Below are 16,861 nucleotides of genomic sequence, written 5' to 3'. Positions count from 1 at the left end.
CCGGGTCCGTCCGGCCCGGCCCTCTTCCATGCAATGAGACGCAGGCCCGGGGGAGTGTCGGGCGCCACAGATCGGTGTGAAGTCCGGCAGGCTCCTGGGGTACACTGGGACGACTCGGCCATGTGCCGGCATTATCCAGAATCCCCCACCGCTTGTCTTGTGGAGACACCATGGAATTCCCAGTTCAGACGGCCAATCCCGCCAAGGTCGAGACGGCCTGCCTCGTGGTACCGGTGTTCAAGGATGGCGACCTGTTGCCCGCCGCCGCCAAGCTCGACGATGCCAGCGAGCGGCTGATCGGCCAGCTGATCGAGCGCGAAGACTTCGACGCCAGGCTGGGCAACGTGCAGATGGTCCCCTTCGCCCCCGGTCTGAACGCCGACCGCCTGCTGCTGGTCGGCCTGGGGCCCCGTGACAAGTGCCAGGAAGGCGCCTTCCGCAAGGCCGTGGACGCGGCCTTCACCGCCCTGGCGACGCTGCCCGCCGACGACGCCGCAGTGGCCTTCACCGACGTGCCGGTCCCCGACCGCGACAGCGACTGGAAGGCGCGCACGGTCGCCGAGGCCGCCCATCGCGCGGTCTATCGCTTCACCGAATTCAAGTCCGAGCCCGGCCCGGCGCCGAAGCTCGAGCGCGTGACCCTGCTGGTCAGCGAAGGCGACGACGCCGAGGCGGCCCGCGAAGGCGCCCGGGTCGGCGACGGCATCGGCCAGGGCATCAACGCCGCCCGCACCCTGGGCAACCTGCCCGGCAACGTCTGCACGCCGCGCTATCTGGCCGACCGCGCCGAGCAGCTGGCCGCCGGCTCCGACGGCGCGCTGAGCGCCGAGATCCTCGACGAGGAGGCTCTCGAGACGCTGGGCGCCCACTCGCTGCTCTCCGTCGGCCACGGCAGCGACGAGCCTTCGCGCCTGATCGTGATGAAGTACCAAGGCGCCGAGGACCCCGACGAGGCCCCCCACGTGCTGGTCGGCAAGGGCATCACCTTCGACTCCGGCGGCATCTCGCTGAAGCCCGGCGCGGGCATGGACGAGATGAAGTTCGACATGTGCGGCGCCGCCAGCGTGTTCGGCGCCGTCACCTCGGTGCTCGCCGTGCGGCCGAAGATCAATCTGGTGGCGATCGTCGCCAGCGCCGAGAACATGCCCAGCGGCCGCGCCACCAAGCCCGGCGACATCATCAAGACCCTTCGGGGCCTGTCGGTGGAAGTGCTCAACACCGACGCTGAGGGTCGCCTGGTGCTGTGCGACGCCCTGACCTACGCCGAGCGCTTCGAGCCGGCCAGCGTGGTCGACATCGCCACCCTCACCGGCGCCGCCATCATCGCCCTGGGCCACCACGCCACCGGACTGATGGCCAACGACGACGACCTGGCGCTGGACCTGCTCGATGCCGGCGAGACCGCCTGGGACCGCGCCTGGCACCTGCCGCTGTGGGACGAGTACCAGGAGCAGCTGGACTCCAACTTCGCCGACCTGGCCAACATCGGCGGCCGCCCGGCAGGCACCATCACCGCCGGCTGCTTCCTCTCGCGCTTCGCCGACAAGTTCCCCTGGGCGCACCTGGACATCGCCGGCACCGCCTGGAACTCCGGCGCGCAGAAGGGCGCCACCGGCCGCCCGGTCAGCCTGCTGACCCAGTACCTGCTGGACCGCGAGGCCGAAGGCCAGGTCGAGGCCGACGGCGAGGCCTGAGCGCCGCCGCCACGCCCGGGCTTGCCTTTTGGGCGTGGCGACTTTTTCATGTGAATGTCGACATTCGTTGACCGGGCGGCCTCTCGCCCGGTCACCCTGTTCAGCCTGCCGGGGCGCCGGCCGCGCCCCGATAGAAGCGGAGACCAAGCCGTGTCCACCGAACGTTTTTCCATGCTGCCCACCGCCGATGCCACGGCGACCCCGATCCGTGAGGAGATCCTGAGCGACCCCGGCTTCGGGCGCTACTTCACCGATCACATGGCCCACGTCCGCTGGACCGTCGACGCCGGCTGGCACGGCCATGAGGTACGCCCCTACGGTCCGCTGACCCTGGACCCGGCCGCCGCGGTGCTGCACTACGGCCAGGAAATCTTCGAGGGCGTGAAGGCCTACCGCCACGCCGACGGCTCGGTGTGGACCTTCCGCCCCGAGAAGAACGCCGAGCGCTTCCGTCGCAGCGCGCGTCGCCTGGCCCTGCCGGAGCTCTCCGACGAGGACTTCATCGACTCGCTCAAGGCCCTGCTGGCCCAGGACAGCGCCTGGGTGCCGACCCCGGCCAGCGAGGCCGACGAGTCGAGCCTCTACCTGCGCCCGTTCATGATCGCCAGCGAGAGCTTCCTCGGCGTGCGCCCGTCCCACGAGGTCGACTACTACGTCATCGCCTCGCCGGCCGCGGCCTACTTCAAGGGCGGTATCAAGCCGGTCTCGATCTGGCTGTCCTCGCACTACAAGCGCGCCGCCCCCGGCGGCACCGGCTTCGCCAAGTGCGGCGGCAACTACGCCGCCTCCCTGGCCGCCCAGAAGGAAGCCGCCGACCACGAGTGCAGCCAGGTCGCCTTCCTCGACGCCGCCGAGAACAAGTGGATCGAGGAACTGGGCGGCATGAACCTGTTCTTCGTCTACCGCGACGGCCGCATCGTCACCCCGCGCCTGACCGACACCATCCTCGAGGGCGTGACCCGCGACTCGGTGCTGACCCTGGCGCGCGACGAGGGCCTGACCCCGGAAGAGCGCCCGATCAGCATCGACGAGTGGCGCGAGGGCGCGGCCAGCGGCGAGATCGTCGAGGTCTTCGCCTGCGGCACCGCCGCGGTGATCACCCCGGTGGGCGAGCTGGTGACCGAGGACGACACCATCCGCCTGGCCGCCGAGGGCGACAACGAGATCGCCAAGCGCCTGCGCACCCGACTGCTGGACCTGCAGTACGGCCGCAGCGAGGACAAGTACGGCTGGCTGACCCGCCTGGTGTAAACGGCTTTTCCTGCCCCCGGAGAGACGGGTTTTCCCGGGGGCAAGGCCGAGCGCAGTCCGTTTTAGACGGAGTCTCATGACCCGCATCGATTTCTACATCCTCCCCGAGACCACCCTGGAAGCGCGGCTGGCATTCGCCTGCCGGCTCGCCGAGACCATCGCCCGCAAGGGCTATCGGCTGCACCTGCACGCCGAGGACAAGGCCATGGCCCGGGAGCTGGACGACACCCTCTGGACCTTCCGGCCCGACGCCTACCTGCCCCACGCGCTGCTCGGCAGCGAGCAGGCCGACAGCGTGCCGGTGACCATCGGCTGGCAGGAACCGCCGCCCGGCGACGCTGGCGTGCAGGCGATGCTCAACCTGCACCCGGAGATTCCCGAGTGGTTCTCACGCTTCGAGCGGGTCGCCGAGATCATCAACCAGCACCAGGCGGTGCTGACCGCCAAGCGGCGCTGCTGGCAGACCTACAAGAAGCGCGGCTACCCGGTCACGCCGCACCATCTGCGCGCCGGGGCCTGAGCTCCTCCTTTTCCTGAGCCGCATTGTTCGGGGCTATTCCGTCGACAGGTCTCCGAGGGGCGCTATGAACCCATCCCTGGGCGCTTCTTTGGCCATCCATGGCCAAAAACCCCCTCTTCGACCTGCCCCCGGCGTCCCCTCACTGCATCGAGAAGCCTGCCGGCCGCCCATGACGCCACCCGGCCCCTCGGGCTATAATCGAGCCCATTTTTCGCGTCCCGCACCGCCGGCCCGAGGGCCCGCCGTGCCGCGTCGTCGCCACCTCCTTCGACCCGGAAGACTCCATGGACAAGACCTACCAACCCGAGCAGATCGAAACCCGCTGGTACGAGCGCTGGGAAGCCGACAACCGCTTCGCCCCCTCCGGCGAGGGCGAGCCGTTCTCCATCATGATCCCGCCGCCCAACGTCACCGGCAGCCTGCACATGGGCCATGCCTTCCAGGACACCATCATGGACACCCTGACGCGCTGGCGGCGCATGCAGGGTCGCAACACCCTGTGGCAGGTGGGCACCGACCACGCCGGCATCGCCACCCAGATGCTGGTGGAGCGCAAAGTCGCGGCCGAGGAAGGCAAGAGCCGCCACGACCTCGGGCGCGAGGCCTTCACCGACAAGATCTGGGAGTGGAAGCACGAGTCCGGCGGCCACATCACCCGCCAGCTGCGCCGCATGGGCGCCAGTGTCGACTGGTCCCGCGAGCGCTTCACCATGGACGACGGCTTCTACAAGGCCGTGCAGGAAGTCTTCGTGCGCCTCTATGAAGAGGATCTGATCTACCGCGGCAAGCGGCTGGTCAACTGGGACCCGACCCTGCACACCGCGATCTCCGACCTCGAGGTCGAGAACAAGGACCAGCAGGGCCAGTTCTGGCACTTCCGCTACCCGCTGGCCGACGGCGTGACCACCGACGACGGCAAGGATTACCTGGTCGTCGCCACCACCCGTCCCGAGACCCTGCTCGGCGACAGCGCCGTGGCGGTCAACCCGGAAGACCCGCGCTACGCCTCGCTGGTCGGCAAGTTCGTCGAGCTGCCGCTGGTCGGCCGCCGCATTCCGGTCGTGGCCGACGAGCACGCCGACATGGAGAAGGGCTCCGGCTGCGTGAAGATCACCCCGGCCCACGACTTCAACGACTACGAGGTCGGCAAGCGCCAGAACCTGCCGCTGATCAACGTCTTCTCCAAGGACGCCGCCGTCCTCGAGGCCGCCGAGGCGTTCGACCTCCAGGGCCGCCCGCTGGCCGACATCGACACCTCGCTGCCCGCCGCCTACTCAGGCCTCGGCCGCTTCGAGGCCCGCGAGCGCCTGGTCGCCGACATGGACGCCGCCGGCCTGCTCGAGCAGGTCGAGACCGTCAACAACACCCTGCCCTTTGGGGACCGCTCCGGCGACGTCATCGAGCCGCTGCTCACCGATCAGTGGTTCGTCGCCGTCGAGGAGCTGGCCAAGCCGGCTATCGCCGCGGTGGAGAACGGCGACATCGAGTTCGTGCCGAAGAACTACGAGAACATGTACTTCGCCTGGATGCGCGACCTCCAGGACTGGTGCATCTCGCGCCAGCTGTGGTGGGGCCACCGCATCCCGGCCTGGTACGACGCCGAGGGCAACGTCTACGTGGCCCGCACCGCCGAGGAGGCCCGCGCCAAGCACGGTCTGGCCGCCGACCTCGAGCTGACCCAGGACGACGACGTGCTCGACACCTGGTTCAGCTCCGGGCTGTGGACCTTCGGCACCCTGGGCTGGCCCGAGCAGACCCCGGAGCTGGCGACCTTCCATCCGTCCAGCGTGCTGGTCACCGGCTTCGACATCATCTTCTTCTGGGTCGCCCGGATGATCATGATGACCCTGAAGTTCACCGGCGAGGTGCCCTTCAAGCAGGTCTACGTGCACGGCCTGGTGCGCGACGGCCAGGGCCAGAAGATGTCCAAGTCCAAAGGCAACGTGCTCGACCCGATCGACCTGATCGACGGCATCGACCTGGACGCCCTGGTCGAGAAGCGCACCGGCAACATGATGCAGCCGCAGAAGGCCAAGGCCATCGCCAAGGCCACCCGCGGCGAGTTCCCGGACGGCATCGAGCCCCACGGCACCGACGCCCTGCGCTACACCTTTCTGTCCCAGGCCACCACCGGCCGCGACATCAAGTTCGACATGGGCCGCCTCGACGGCTACCGCAACTTTTGCAACAAGCTGTGGAACGCCTCGCGCTACGTGCTGATGAACGCCGAAGGCGAGGACTGCGGCGTCTCGCGCGACGGACAGGGCGGCGAGGTCGAGCTGTCGCTGGCCGACCGCTGGATCATCTCCCAGCTGCAGAAGACCGAGGCCCAGGTCACCAGGGCGATGGAGGAGTTCCGCTTCGACCACGCCTCCCAGGCGCTCTACGATTTCGTGTGGAACGAGTACTGCGACTGGTACCTCGAGCTCTCCAAGCCGGTGCTGTGGGACGACGGCGCCTCTGATGCCGCCAAGCGCGGCACCCGCCGCACCCTGGTGCGCGTGCTCGAGGCCGTGCTGCGCCTGGCCCACCCGATGATGCCCTACATCAGCGAGGAGATCTGGCAGCGCGTGGCCCCGCTGGCCGGCGTCGAGGGTCCGTCCGTGATGACCCAGCCATGGCCGCAGGCCGACGAGGCGCTGATCGACGAGGACGCCACCCGCGACATCGAGTGGCTCAAGGGCGTGATCGTGGCCATCCGCAACATCCGCGCCGAGATGAACATCGCCCCGGGCAAGCCGCTGGAGGCGCTGCTGACCAAGGGCACCGCCGGCGACAGCGAGCGCCTGGAGGCCAACCGGCTGTTCCTCTCCAAGCTGGCCAAGCTCGAGAGCGTCACCTGGCTCGAAGATCCCGAACAGGCGCCGCTGTCGGCCACCCAGCTGGTCGGCGAGATGGAAGTGCTGGTGCCCATGGCCGGGCTGATCGACAAGGACGCCGAGCTCGCGCGCCTGGCCAAGGAAATCGAGAAGCAGGACAAGCTGATCGGCGGCATCGAGAAGAAGCTCGGCAACGACAGCTTCGTCGCCAAGGCCCCCGAGGCAGTGGTGCAGAAGGAGCGCGACAAGCTGGCGGACTTCGCCGCCGCCCGCAAGGTACTGGTGGAACAGCGCGACAAGATCGCCGCGCTCTGATCCTTCTTTCGCCAAGCACTACTCCCACTCGGCCCCGCCTATGGCGGGGCCGAGTGCTTCACGCCCGCCGGTCCGCCCACCGCGAACAGCGATCGATCGGGACAGTTAGCAAACACTGTTTTTGATTCTCGACATCGATTAAAATAACCGGCTAATCCTTATCAGGGTATTGGTCATGCAGCTGCGCCGAATCCTCTTCTACAACCTTCTTGGCTTCGCCTTGATCGCGAGCTGGTGGCTCCCCACCGCACTGGCCTGGACCCGCCTCGACGACGACGTCTTCTACTTCTTCAACCAGTTCATCGGTCCCGCCTACCCGTACTGGACCGAATTCCTGGCGGCACTCAACACCCGCACCTTCGACCTGGCGATGTTCGCGGTGCTCATGGTCATGATGTTCTTCGCCATGCACCGAGACCCCAGGGGCAGCTGGCAGAAGTGGCTGGCGATCGGCCTGGTGATGTCGGCCGTGGCCGCCCTGCTCGGCGAGCTGCTGCACCAGAACCTGCTGGCGGCACGCCCGAGCCCCACGCTGTGGCACCAGGACGTCAACTTCCTGAGCGAACACACCGCCCTGGCGGCCAAGGACGAGGCGTCCAACAGCTTCCCCAGCGATCACGGGCTGATGGCCATGGTGTTCGCCAGCTTCATGCTGCGCTTCGCCGACCGGCTGATCGCCAGCCTGGCGGTGGCCCTCAGCATGCTGGTCACGCTGCCACGCATCATGGGCGGCGCCCACTGGGTCAGCGACGTCTATCTCGGATCGCTGGCCATCGCCCTGGTCGTGCTGCCCTGGGTGCTGTGCAATGCCTCGATCTCGACGCTCATCAGGCGGCTGGCGACGTTCTTCGACGGCGCCTGTCGGCGCCTGGGTCCGGTCCGTTCCTGGCCCCGGCGGCTGTACGACCAGCGGGGCATGCTCAAGCGCATCTCGGCCTACAACCTCGCCGGCGTGCTGTTGCTGCTGAGCTGGGCCGTGCCGCATGGCATCCTGTGGATCGACCTGGACGACCATCTCTTCTGGCTGTTCAACGCCTGGATCTCGCCGGAGAACCCCCACTGGGCCGACCTGCTGGCGGTGCTCAACTCACGCGCCTTCGACGCGATCTCCTTCGGGATACTGGGCCTGCTCTTCACCCTGGCCATGCGCCGCGACACGCGCGAGGATCGCGTCCGACACTGGACCGCCATCGGCGTGACCATGCTGATCACCGCCGGCATCGTGGCGCTGATCACCAATGAGGCGATCAGCTACGGCCACCCCAGCCCGACGCGCTTCTTCGAGCACGCCGCGCGGCTGACCGACATCGTCAGCATCCCGACCAAGGATTCCGATGCCAACAGCTTCCCGGGCGACCATGGCCTGATGCTGATGGTCTTCGCCGGCTTCATGCTGCGCTTCGCGGATCGCTGCATCGCCGGCTGGAGCCTGGCCTTCGTGGTGCTGCTCAGCGCGCCGCGCATCCTGGTCGGCGCCCACTGGTTCAGCGACGTCTACATCGGCGCGCTGAGCATCGCCCTGCTGCTGCTGCCCTGGGTGCTGTGCACGCCGATGGCCGAGGGGCTGACGCGCGCCATTCGACAGTCCCTGCCGCGCCTCCCGCTCCGGCACTGAGCCGGTCGGCGACGGCACCCCCACGACAAGGGCCCGCCTGGTTCAGGCGGGCCCTTGTCGTCTTTTCCCCTGGTCGTCCTGGCGGTATCGACCGCCTCAGTCGACGCGGCGGAAGCCGCCCAGCACGTGCTGGTCGGGGCCGAAGAACACCAGCCGGTCATGATCGATAAGGTAGCGATAGGCCTCGTCCAGCATCTCGGTGACCTGGCGGGCGCCGGCCATGTTCGGGCAGGCGCGGCGGGTCGAGGTCAGCGAGGAGAACTCGATGCGGTTCTGCGCATCCAGCGCGACACTGCCGGTGAAGCGGTTGCAGCCGTCGCTGCCGGTGACGTTGCCGTCCGCCGCGACCTGGAACCAGGGCGTGGCCGGCATATCCAATCGCTCGCTGGTACCCACCAACAGCAGGTTCCAGCGAGGCCCGACCACCGGGCCGGAAACGGTGTCGCCGGGCGGGGGGACCGGCGCGGGGCCGGCGGCACAGCCGGCCATCAGCGCGGCCAGCATCAGCGGCAGGGCAAGGCGAAGGGGGGCAGACATGGTGTCATCCTTGAACGTTGGCGGGAGCGTATCGATATCGAGATCAAGCTTGCCCCAGGCCGGCGTCTCGGACAATGCTTTGCGCATCCCATCGAACAAGGAGAGGTCCCATGCTCAACGCCCTGCACAACGATCCCCTCGGCAAGCTGCTGCTGCGACTCGCCGTGGGCGGCCTGATCCTGTTTCACGGCATCTCGAAGCTGTTCAACCCCGGTTCGTTCGACTGGATCGGTGGCCTGCTGGAGGGCTATGGGCTGCCCGCCGTGCTCGCCTACGGCGTGCTGATCGGCGAGGTCGTCGCCCCGGTGATGGCCATCCTCGGCTGGCAGACCCGACTGGCGGGTCTGCTGATGGCCGGCAACATGCTGGTCGCGGTGCTGCTGGCCCACACCGGCGAGCTGTTCATGCTCAACGACAACGGCGGCTGGCAGCTCGAGCTGCAAGGCATGTTCTTCGCCGGCGCCCTGGCGCTGGTCTTCCTCGGCAGCGGACGCATGGCGCTCCGGCCCGACTGAGCGCCCGCGCCACTGCCCCGCACAGACAATGCCGCCGACGGGCCTCCGTCGGCGACATTTTCATTTCCGCAGGACAGGCCGGCGGCCGCTTACCAGCTGCCGGTGTTCTCCATGGATGCCCACGGCTCCTTCGGTGCCTGCGCCTCACCGGCCTGCAGCAGCTCCACGGAGATGCCGTCGGGACTCTTCACGAAGGCCATGTGGCCGTCGCGGGGCGGGCGGTTGATGGTCACGCCGTTGGCCTGGAGGTGCTCGCACAGCGCATAGATGTCGTCCACGCGATAGGCCAGGTGGCCGAAGTTGCGGCCGCCGGTGTAGGTCTCCGGGTCCCAGTTCCAGGTCAGCTCGAGCTCCGGCGCCTGCAGCTCCGTGGAGCGCGACTCGTCTGCCGGGGCGGCGAGGAACACCAGGGTGAAGCGCCCCTTCTCGTTCTCCTTGCGGCGCACTTCCTTGAGCCCCAGCAGGTCGCAGTAGAAGTGCAGCGAGGCGTCCAGATCGCTGACCCGGACCATGGTGTGCAGATATTGCATGTCTCTCTCCCTATTTCGCGGATCGATTGAATTTCACAAGTGCTGTCGGCGGGGGCATGCTGAGGCATCATGCTCCCCGACGCCTTCCTCGACGAGCAGGTTCCATGAGCCACTACTGTGACCTGGCCCCCGGCCATCCGTTTCACGGCCCCTATCACGACCATGAATACGGCTTCCCCGTTGCCGATGACGACACGCTGTTCGAGCGCCTGGCCCTGGAGATCAACCAGGCGGGACTGTCCTGGCTGACCGTGCTCAAGAAGCGCGACGCCTTCCACGACGCCTTCGAGGGTTTCGCCGTCGACCGCGTGGCCGCCTACGGCGATGTCGAGCGTGCCCGGCTGCTGGCCGACGCCGGCATCATCCGCAACCGCCTCAAGGTCGACGCCGTCATCCACAATGCCGGCGTGATCCAGCACCTGCGCGACGAGCACGGCAGTTTCCACGCCTGGCTGGAGGCCCATCATCCGCGCCCCCACGCCGACTGGGTCGGGCTCTTCAAGCGGACCTTCCGCTTCACCGGCCCGGAGATCGTCGGCGAGTTCCTGATGAGCAGCGGCTACCTGCCCGGCGCCCATCGCGACGACTGCCCGGTCCAGGCCCGCGTCCTCGCCGCCGGCCCCGCCTGGGCCCGGGCCCGCGAGACGACACGCCCCGCCCCCTGATATCACCGCGACCCGAGGACCCTCTTCGCCCATGGATTCCCTGACACAGGCCGCGCTGGGCGCGGCGATCGGCGGCACCGTACTGGGCCGACGGCTGGGCCGCAAGGCGGTGCTGATCGGCGCCGCCCTCGGGACCCTGCCCGACCTCGACGTGGTCATCGACTACGGCGACGCGGTGGCCAACGTCACCCAGCACCGCGGCTTCAGCCATTCGCTGTTCGTGCTGGCCGGGCTCGCGGCCCTGCTCGCCGGGCTATCGGCCCGCTTCGCCAAGGCGCGGGACATTTCCCCGGGACGCTGGCTGGCCTTCTTCGGCCTCTGCCTGCTGACCCATCCGCTGCTGGACGCGCTAACCACCTACGGCACCCAGATCTGGTGGCCGCTGGACCTTCGCCCGACGGCCTACCCGCTGGTGTTCATCATCGACCCGTTCTATTCGCTGCCGCTGCTGGCGACGGTACTGATAGCCCTGTTCAGCGGACGAATCGGCGCCACCCGCTGGGGGCTGGCACTGTCCTGCCTGTACCTGGTGCTGTCGTTGGGCGCCCGGACCCTGATCGAGCAGCGCGTGGAGCCGGTGCTCGCCGAGAACGGCCTGGAGGACGCGCCGCGTCTCATCCAGCCCACACCCTTCAATATCCTGCTGTGGCGCGTCAGCGTGGCCGAGGCGGACCGCTACCACGAGACGCTGGTCGGCGTCTTCGATGGCGACCGGCGGCCCCGGCTGGAGCATTTCTCCCGCGGCAGCGAGTGGGAAACCGTGGTCCAGGACGATGCCAGCGGGCGTCGCCTGGACTGGTTCGCCGGCCCCTTCCTGCGCTACGAGGTCGACGAGAGTCGGGAGCCGGCCACCCTGGTGGCCACCGATCTGCGACTGGGCTTCCCGGGCTTCCACGCCTTCCACTTCGCCCTCGCCGAGCGCACCGACGACGGCTGGCGGCCGCTCGCCGCGCCCTACCAGCTCGAGCCCCGGCGCCGTGACAGCGAGGCGGCGCTGAGGCGGCTGGGCACGCGAATCCTCTCCACCGAACCGCGGCTCTGCGTCGGTCAGTTCGTCGAGCCTCGCTGGCGGCTGTCAACGTCCGCCACCTGCTGACCGGCTATCCCAGAACGCGAACAGGGCGACCTAAGGGTCGCCCTGTTACGCGATGGATGATGCTCAGGTCGGCATCGCCGGCTCAGAGGCGCTCGACCAGGCCGGCGATGGCCTGGCGGGCCTCGTTCATGGCCGCGTCGTGCTTGGCCTCGCCCATGTTCAGCCCCTCGGCGAACACGGTATCCACCTCGCCGATGCCCATCAGGCCCAGCATGTGGGTGAGGTGCGGGGTCTGGCTATCGAGCTCGGAGCCGGCGTACTCGCCGCCGCGCGCCGCCAGCAGAATGGCCCGCTTGCCTTCGATCAGGCCCACCGGGCCGTTCTCGGTGTAGCGGAAGGTCACGCCGGCGCGCAGCACGCGGTCGAACCAGGCCTTCATCTGCGACGGTACGCCGAGGTTGTACATCGGCACACCGAGCACCACCACGTCATGGGCCAGCAGTTCCTTGATCAGGGCGTCGGAACGGGCCGCCAGCTCGCGCTGCTCGGCATCGCGCTCTTCCGGGGCCACCTGCCAGCTGGCGAGCTCCGGCAGCCCCAGGTGCGGCAGATCGTCGGCCACCAGATCGCGGCGAGTGATCTCCACGCCGTCGCGCTCGCCGGCCAGGGTGCTGAAGTGATCGGCCAACGCCTGGGAGTTGCCGCCGAGGATGGAAGAGGTCAGGACGAGGACGCGGGTCATGGCGATCTCCTTGAAGCTTCGTGAGCGTAAGAATGATCGCCATTATATATTCGTTTTTGGCCACGATAAGCGGAAAAAACCGCGCCTATCATTCGATCGCGTCGAACATCCTGCCCCTCAGGGCGCGATCCCCTGCCCGCAGCCCCGATAGGTCTCGCCGTTGAGCGACAGCGTCACCCGGGCCGGCCAGGGCTGGCCGCTCATGTCATCGAAACAGGCCTTGGCCTCGATGCGCAGCGTGAAGGGCCGCGCTGCCTGGCCGCTGGCCAGGATCACCCGGCCGGCGCCGTTGTCGAGGGTGGTCACCCGATAGGGCAGCGTCATCTCACGCTCGCCGTAGTCGAGCGTCAGGTCGAGCTCGGGCACGTCGTTGGCCAGTGCCACGTGCCAGCCCGGCTCGTTGCCGCGGCCGTGGAACATCACGCCGGGATGGCCTTCGCGGGTCAGGGCATCGAGGGTGATGTCGCGCCGGCAGTCCAGCCGGCCCCGCTGGCTCTCGACCAGCGCCTCGTCGCCCTTCAGCCATACGCTCAGCCCGCCGCTCTGATAGCGGCTGCCACTGGCCACCACGGACGGCGTGAGCCGCGTGGCGCCGAGGGCCGACCACAGTCGCAGCTCGTCGTCGCCCTCGGCGGTCACCAGATCCTGGGCCGGGGTGCAGCGCCAGCCGACCAGCTCGTCGGCCTCGCCGGGAAACAGCGTCGACGGCAGCAACGGCGCCTTGGGCGCGTCGGCCTCGGCGGACGTGCCCGCGTCACTGGTCTCGGGCGGCTCGGGAGCGGGCTCGGGGGTCGGCGAGTTGACGTAGGTGATGCAGCCGGACAGGCCCAGCGACATCAGCAGCGGCAGGGCGATCCGGCAGGAAGAAAGGCGGAACATGGCAATGACTCCTTGTGCGACGAGACTCCATCGTCGCCAGCATACCAGCCGCCGAGCGCATTTGGCGCCATGCCCCCGCTCCGAAGCCATGGCACGACCTCGACGCGGGCCGCGGCATCCGACTGGCCCATACGTCTGAATAAAACTAAACTTGCTCTTCATCATCATGAAGTTAGCTCAAAAGCATGCTCGAACTCCGCCACCTCCGCACGCTCATCGCCCTGCGCGACGCCGGCTCCCTGGTCGAAGCCGCCGAGCGGGTGCACCTGACCCAGTCCGCCCTCTCCCACCAGATCAAGGACCTGGAGGAGCGGCTGGGCAGCCCGCTGTTCCTGCGCAAGACCCGGCCGGTGGAATTCACCCGCGCCGGGCTACGCCTGCTGGCGCTGGCCGAACAGGTGCTGCCCCAGGTTCGCATGGCGGAACGCGACCTGGCCCGGCTGGCCGGCAACGAACAGGGCCGGCTGCACATGGCCATCGAATGCCATAGCTGCTTCCAGTGGCTGATGCCCACCGTGGACCACTTCCGCGATCACTGGCCCGAGGTGGAGATCGACATTCCCGGCGGCCATCACTTCGACCCCCTGCCGGCCCTGGCCCGGGAGCAGCTCGACCTGGTGATCACCGCCGATCCACAGCCGCTGCCCGGCGTCCACTACGAACCGCTGTTCCGCTACGAGGGACTGCTGGCCGTGGCCCGCCAGCACCGCCTGGCCGGACGCCCGTTCGTGGCGCCGCAGGACCTGGTCGACGAGACGCTGATCACCTACCCGGTGGAGCATGGACGACTGGACGTCTTCACCCAGTTCCTCGACCCGGCCGACTGCCGGCCGCGCGAGGTACGCACCGCCGAGCTGACGATCATGATGATGCAGCTGGTGGCCAGCGGCCGCGGCGTCTGCGCGCTGCCCAACTGGGCGCTGACCGAATATCTGGAGCGGGACTACGTGAAGGCGGTGCCGCTGGGCGAGCACGGGGTGTGGAGCACGCTGTTCGCGGCGATCCGCGAGGAGACGCGCGATGCGCCCTGGATGGAAGACTTCCTGCGCACCGCCCGGGAGACCTCGTTTGCGGTGCTGGAGGGCGTCAAGCCGGCCTGAGTGCCCGGCTCAGGCGTCATGCCCCGCGGCGCGCTGGGGCAGCAGCAGCGTGAAGCGAGCCCCGCCGAGCGAGGGGCTGGCGTCCACCATCACGCTGCCGCCGTGCCAGGCCATCACCTTCTGCACGATCGACAGCCCCAGGCCGTAGCCGCCCGAGTTGCGGGCCCGGCTGTCGTCGAGACGCGCGAAGGGCTTGAAGATCTCGCTGCGCTTGGCCACCGGCACCCCGGGGCCGTCATCCTCGATGTCGATGCGCACCAGCCGTGGCTCGCCGTGGATGCGGATCAACACCCGGGCGCGGGCATGGCGGCAGGCATTGGCCACCAGGTTCTGCAGGGCCCGCTGCAGATAGCGCGACTCGGCCGCGGCCTCCACCTCCTCGCCGGGCACCAGGCTGAGGCTCAGCTGGGCGTGCAGCGGGTGCAGCGCCTCGATGACGCGTTCGGCCATCGCGCGACACTCCACCAGCGAGGTCTCCATGGGCACGCCGTTGGCCGTCTCGCTGCCCAGGCGCGCGTAGGTCAGGATCTCGTCGACCAGGTCGTCGAGCTCGGTGATGTCGGCGTCGATGCCCTGCAGATGGCGCCGCACGCCCGGCTCGTCGGTCATGTCCTCGACCATCTGAACGGCGAAGCGGATACGCGCGACCGGGGTGCGCAGCTCGTGGGACACCGCCCGGATCATGTCCTGCTGGCCGCGCAGCAGCGACTGCACCTGAGTCGCCATGCCGTTCAGCGCCATGCCCAGCCGACTCAGGAAATCGTTGCCCTCGACCTTGACCCGGGTGTCCAGGCGGCCGGCGGCGATGCGGGTGGCGGCCAGTTCCAGGCGTGCCATGCGTGCCTCCACGCCGCGCACGATCAGGTAGATGATCACCGCCAGCATGCCCAGCAGCATCAGCAGCAACAGCAGCAACAGCGACGCCGGCAGCGGCTCGAAGGCGTTGAGCGGGCCGACCTCGACCCACTGGGTCCCGCCCGACGCGACCGGCAGCTGAAGATAGAGCGACATCGCCCAGCGCTGGGGCAGCAGGCGCACCACCACCTCGGCATCGCTCAGCGAAGCCAGACGCGTCGGGTCGAGCCCCTCGGGCGGCGTGTCGGTCAGGCTCAGCTGGATCACCCCGCTACGCAGCCGGTCGAGCCGCGCCGCGCGGCGCTCCGGGGGCACCTCGACCAGCCACTGACCCAGCTGCCGCGCCAGGCCCACCAGCTGATGCTCACCCAGCGAGGCCAGCTCCAGGCGCAGCAGCCGCGGCTCGTCGTCCAGCCGGCGGTGCAGCAGCCAGCCCATGGTCTCGGTCTGACGCACCAGGGTCTGGCCGCCCTCGAGCCGCGCGCGCTCGAAGTAGCCGAGCGGATAGTCGGTCATCTCGTGCAGCGACAGTCGAATGCCGAGCCGGGCGCTCTGTTCGCGCAGCCAGGCGTCACGCCTCTCCGCGGGCAGCGCCTCGAGCCGAGCGCTGAACAGCGTCATCGGCGCCTCGGCGAGCTGTTCCTGATAGTGCTGACGCCGCACCTTGTCGACCACGGTGATGGCCAGCAGCGCCAGGGCGAAACTCATCACCAGGGCCAGCGCCAGCAGCACGTAGACCCGCAGGAAGGTGCTGTCGGACAGGGCCCTGGGCAGCAGGCGGAAGGACGCCATCAGCCTTCCTTGACGAACAGGTAGCCCTTGCTGCGCACGGTCTTGATCCGCTGCGGCTGGTTGGGATCGTCACCGATCTTGGGGCGAATCCGCGAGACCCGCACGTCGATGGAGCGATCCTGACCGTCGTACTTGATGCCGCGCAGCTGGGAGAAGATCTCTTCCCGGGTCAGCACCCGGCCGGCGTTGCTGGCCAGCAGCCACAGCAGATCGAACTCGGCGCTGGTCAGGTCGACGCGCTCGCCGGAGAGGAAGGCCTCACGGGTCGAGCTGTCGATCTCCAGCGGCCCGAACGCCAGCCGCGGCTCCTCACCGACGGCGCCGGTCTCGCGGCGACGCATCAGCGCCCGCATGCGCGCCAGCAGCACCCGTGGCTGCACCGGCTTGGCCACGTAGTCGTCGGCGCCCATCTCCAGCCCCAGCACCTGGTCCATGTCGTCGGTGCGGGCGGTGAGCATCAGGATCGGCCCGGGGTAGTCGGCGCGCACCCGACGGCAGATCGACAGGCCGTCCTCGCCGGGCAGCATCAGGTCCAGAATCACCAGGTCGGGCTGCAGGGCGAGGATGCTGTCGACACCCCGGGCGCCGTCGGGCTCGAGAGTCACCCGAAAGCCGTTGGCCTCGAGGTAGTCGCGGGTCAGCTCGGCCAGGCGCTCATCATCCTCGATGATCAGTACGTGATCCTGCTCGGAAGGGTCCAGGCTGTCGTCCATTTGTGCGTCATCTTCCTCAATGGGCGTGCGGATGGTGTGGGTCGTCGGCACTCGTCCGACCACCGATAGCTAAAGAATACCCGACAACGCGTTCCTTCGCTCGTCGACGCCCACCCCGAATCGGCGCCAGCGGCCCAACCGTGCGGGTTGGCGAGAAGTGCCCAGAACTCCCCCCGGATGGTCACAGCCCATCCACAAGTTATCCACTTGATGGACGAGAAAAAGCACACTATCTTGTGCCCACCTTCGGCAGGGACACCACATCCTGTGCCATAGCAACCAC

The 16,861-nt window shown here is 68.5% G+C and carries 15 protein-coding genes; 9 read left to right on the top strand and 6 right to left on the bottom strand.

Going from position 1 to position 16,861, the window contains the following annotated elements; all coding sequences use genetic code 11:
* Positions 1 to 170: 170 nt before the first annotated feature.
* The 5 genes from UN84_RS00950 to UN84_RS00930 all read left to right on the top strand — a co-directional run bounded on the left by UN84_RS00950 (position 171) and on the right by UN84_RS00930 (position 8,214).
* On the top strand, positions 171 to 1,694 hold the full coding sequence (locus UN84_RS00950) for a leucyl aminopeptidase (protein WP_046079557.1): 1,524 nt from the start codon (positions 171 to 173) through the stop codon (positions 1,692 to 1,694).
* 171 nt (positions 1,695 to 1,865) lie between these two features.
* Positions 1,866 to 2,945 (top strand): branched-chain amino acid aminotransferase, encoded by a 1,080-nt coding sequence (locus tag UN84_RS00945; RefSeq protein WP_046079558.1) that lies wholly within the window; start codon positions 1,866 to 1,868, stop codon positions 2,943 to 2,945.
* A gap of 76 nt (positions 2,946 to 3,021) precedes the next feature.
* Positions 3,022 to 3,465, top strand: a complete 444-nt coding sequence (locus UN84_RS00940; protein WP_046079559.1) for a DNA polymerase III subunit chi — start codon at positions 3,022 to 3,024, stop codon at positions 3,463 to 3,465.
* Positions 3,466 to 3,749: 284 nt separating this feature from the next.
* A complete protein-coding gene (locus tag UN84_RS00935) occupies positions 3,750 to 6,599 on the top strand; it encodes a valine--tRNA ligase (RefSeq protein WP_046079560.1) in 2,850 nt (949 codons plus the stop codon).
* A 175-nt stretch (positions 6,600 to 6,774) separates the two neighbouring features.
* On the top strand, positions 6,775 to 8,214 hold the full coding sequence (locus tag UN84_RS00930) for a phosphatase PAP2 family protein (protein ID WP_082090914.1): 1,440 nt from the start codon (positions 6,775 to 6,777) through the stop codon (positions 8,212 to 8,214).
* A 96-nt stretch (positions 8,215 to 8,310) separates the two neighbouring features.
* Here UN84_RS00930 and UN84_RS00925 read toward each other — a convergent pair whose 3' ends face one another.
* Complete coding sequence (locus tag UN84_RS00925) at positions 8,311 to 8,751, bottom strand: META domain-containing protein (RefSeq protein WP_046079561.1); 441 nt, start codon at positions 8,749 to 8,751, stop codon at positions 8,311 to 8,313.
* Between the two features lie 110 nt (positions 8,752 to 8,861).
* On the opposite strand from UN84_RS00925, the gene UN84_RS00920 reads away from it, so the two are divergent.
* Positions 8,862 to 9,266 carry a DoxX family protein gene (locus UN84_RS00920; RefSeq protein ID WP_046079562.1) on the top strand — a complete coding sequence of 135 codons (405 nt, stop codon included), beginning with the start codon at positions 8,862 to 8,864 and terminating at the stop codon, positions 9,264 to 9,266.
* 89 nt (positions 9,267 to 9,355) lie between these two features.
* Here the strand turns inward: UN84_RS00920 and UN84_RS00915 are convergent, their stop codons facing one another.
* On the bottom strand, positions 9,356 to 9,796 hold the full coding sequence (locus UN84_RS00915) for a VOC family protein (protein WP_035599973.1): 441 nt from the start codon (positions 9,794 to 9,796) through the stop codon (positions 9,356 to 9,358).
* 104 nt (positions 9,797 to 9,900) lie between these two features.
* On the opposite strand from UN84_RS00915, the gene UN84_RS00910 reads away from it, so the two are divergent.
* Both UN84_RS00910 and UN84_RS00905 read left to right on the top strand, forming a co-directional pair.
* Complete coding sequence (locus UN84_RS00910; RefSeq protein ID WP_046079563.1) at positions 9,901 to 10,461, top strand: DNA-3-methyladenine glycosylase I; 561 nt, start codon at positions 9,901 to 9,903, stop codon at positions 10,459 to 10,461.
* A 31-nt stretch (positions 10,462 to 10,492) separates the two neighbouring features.
* Positions 10,493 to 11,557 carry a metal-dependent hydrolase gene (locus UN84_RS00905; protein ID WP_046079564.1) on the top strand — a complete coding sequence of 355 codons (1,065 nt, stop codon included), beginning with the start codon at positions 10,493 to 10,495 and terminating at the stop codon, positions 11,555 to 11,557.
* 82 nt (positions 11,558 to 11,639) lie between these two features.
* Here the strand turns inward: UN84_RS00905 and UN84_RS00900 are convergent, their stop codons facing one another.
* Entirely contained in the window at positions 11,640 to 12,239 is a 600-nt protein-coding gene (locus tag UN84_RS00900) for an FMN-dependent NADH-azoreductase (protein ID WP_046079565.1), read from the bottom strand.
* Between the two features lie 117 nt (positions 12,240 to 12,356).
* A complete protein-coding gene (locus UN84_RS00895; protein WP_052719366.1) occupies positions 12,357 to 13,118 on the bottom strand; it encodes a COG3650 family protein in 762 nt (253 codons plus the stop codon).
* A 185-nt stretch (positions 13,119 to 13,303) separates the two neighbouring features.
* Here UN84_RS00895 and UN84_RS00890 point away from each other — a divergent pair, with 185 nt between their 5' ends.
* Positions 13,304 to 14,218: a LysR family transcriptional regulator gene (locus UN84_RS00890; protein WP_035599496.1), complete on the top strand. Its 915-nt coding sequence runs from the start codon at positions 13,304 to 13,306 to the stop codon at positions 14,216 to 14,218.
* 9 nt (positions 14,219 to 14,227) lie between these two features.
* Here UN84_RS00890 and UN84_RS00885 read toward each other — a convergent pair whose 3' ends face one another.
* Both UN84_RS00885 and UN84_RS00880 read right to left on the bottom strand, forming a co-directional pair.
* Positions 14,228 to 15,865 (bottom strand): ATP-binding protein, encoded by a 1,638-nt coding sequence (locus UN84_RS00885; RefSeq protein WP_046079566.1) that lies wholly within the window; start codon positions 15,863 to 15,865, stop codon positions 14,228 to 14,230.
* The gene (locus tag UN84_RS00880) at positions 15,865 to 16,578 is read right to left on the bottom strand and encodes a winged helix-turn-helix domain-containing protein (protein WP_046079567.1); all 714 of its coding nucleotides are present in this window, start codon (positions 16,576 to 16,578) and stop codon (positions 15,865 to 15,867) included. Before UN84_RS00880 ends, UN84_RS00885 begins: the two co-directional genes overlap by 1 nt.
* Between the last annotated feature and the right edge of the window lie 283 nt (positions 16,579 to 16,861).

The organism is Halomonas sp. HG01 (genome assembly GCF_000968715.2).
GTDB lineage: Bacteria > Pseudomonadota > Gammaproteobacteria > Pseudomonadales > Halomonadaceae > Halomonas > Halomonas halophila.
Note: the sequence above shows the minus strand (reverse complement) of the source record. Positions and strands in the feature narration are given on the sequence as shown.

Coding starts and splice junctions, on each gene's coding strand:
- UN84_RS00895 (WP_052719366.1), bottom strand. CDS start 13,118: ATGTTCCGCCTTTCTTCCTGCCGGATCGCCCTGCCGCTGCTGATGTCG.
- UN84_RS00935 (WP_046079560.1), top strand. CDS start 3,750: ATGGACAAGACCTACCAACCCGAGCAGATCGAAACCCGCTGGTACGAG.
- UN84_RS00900 (WP_046079565.1), bottom strand. CDS start 12,239: ATGACCCGCGTCCTCGTCCTGACCTCTTCCATCCTCGGCGGCAACTCC.
- UN84_RS00885 (WP_046079566.1), bottom strand. CDS start 15,865: ATGGCGTCCTTCCGCCTGCTGCCCAGGGCCCTGTCCGACAGCACCTTC.
- UN84_RS00890 (WP_035599496.1), top strand. CDS start 13,304: ATGCTCGAACTCCGCCACCTCCGCACGCTCATCGCCCTGCGCGACGCC.
- UN84_RS00905 (WP_046079564.1), top strand. CDS start 10,493: ATGGATTCCCTGACACAGGCCGCGCTGGGCGCGGCGATCGGCGGCACC.
- UN84_RS00910 (WP_046079563.1), top strand. CDS start 9,901: ATGAGCCACTACTGTGACCTGGCCCCCGGCCATCCGTTTCACGGCCCC.
- UN84_RS00920 (WP_046079562.1), top strand. CDS start 8,862: ATGCTCAACGCCCTGCACAACGATCCCCTCGGCAAGCTGCTGCTGCGA.
- UN84_RS00880 (WP_046079567.1), bottom strand. CDS start 16,578: ATGGACGACAGCCTGGACCCTTCCGAGCAGGATCACGTACTGATCATC.
- UN84_RS00915 (WP_035599973.1), bottom strand. CDS start 9,796: ATGCAATATCTGCACACCATGGTCCGGGTCAGCGATCTGGACGCCTCG.
- UN84_RS00930 (WP_082090914.1), top strand. CDS start 6,775: ATGCAGCTGCGCCGAATCCTCTTCTACAACCTTCTTGGCTTCGCCTTG.
- UN84_RS00945 (WP_046079558.1), top strand. CDS start 1,866: ATGCTGCCCACCGCCGATGCCACGGCGACCCCGATCCGTGAGGAGATC.
- UN84_RS00925 (WP_046079561.1), bottom strand. CDS start 8,751: ATGTCTGCCCCCCTTCGCCTTGCCCTGCCGCTGATGCTGGCCGCGCTG.
- UN84_RS00940 (WP_046079559.1), top strand. CDS start 3,022: ATGACCCGCATCGATTTCTACATCCTCCCCGAGACCACCCTGGAAGCG.
- UN84_RS00950 (WP_046079557.1), top strand. CDS start 171: ATGGAATTCCCAGTTCAGACGGCCAATCCCGCCAAGGTCGAGACGGCC.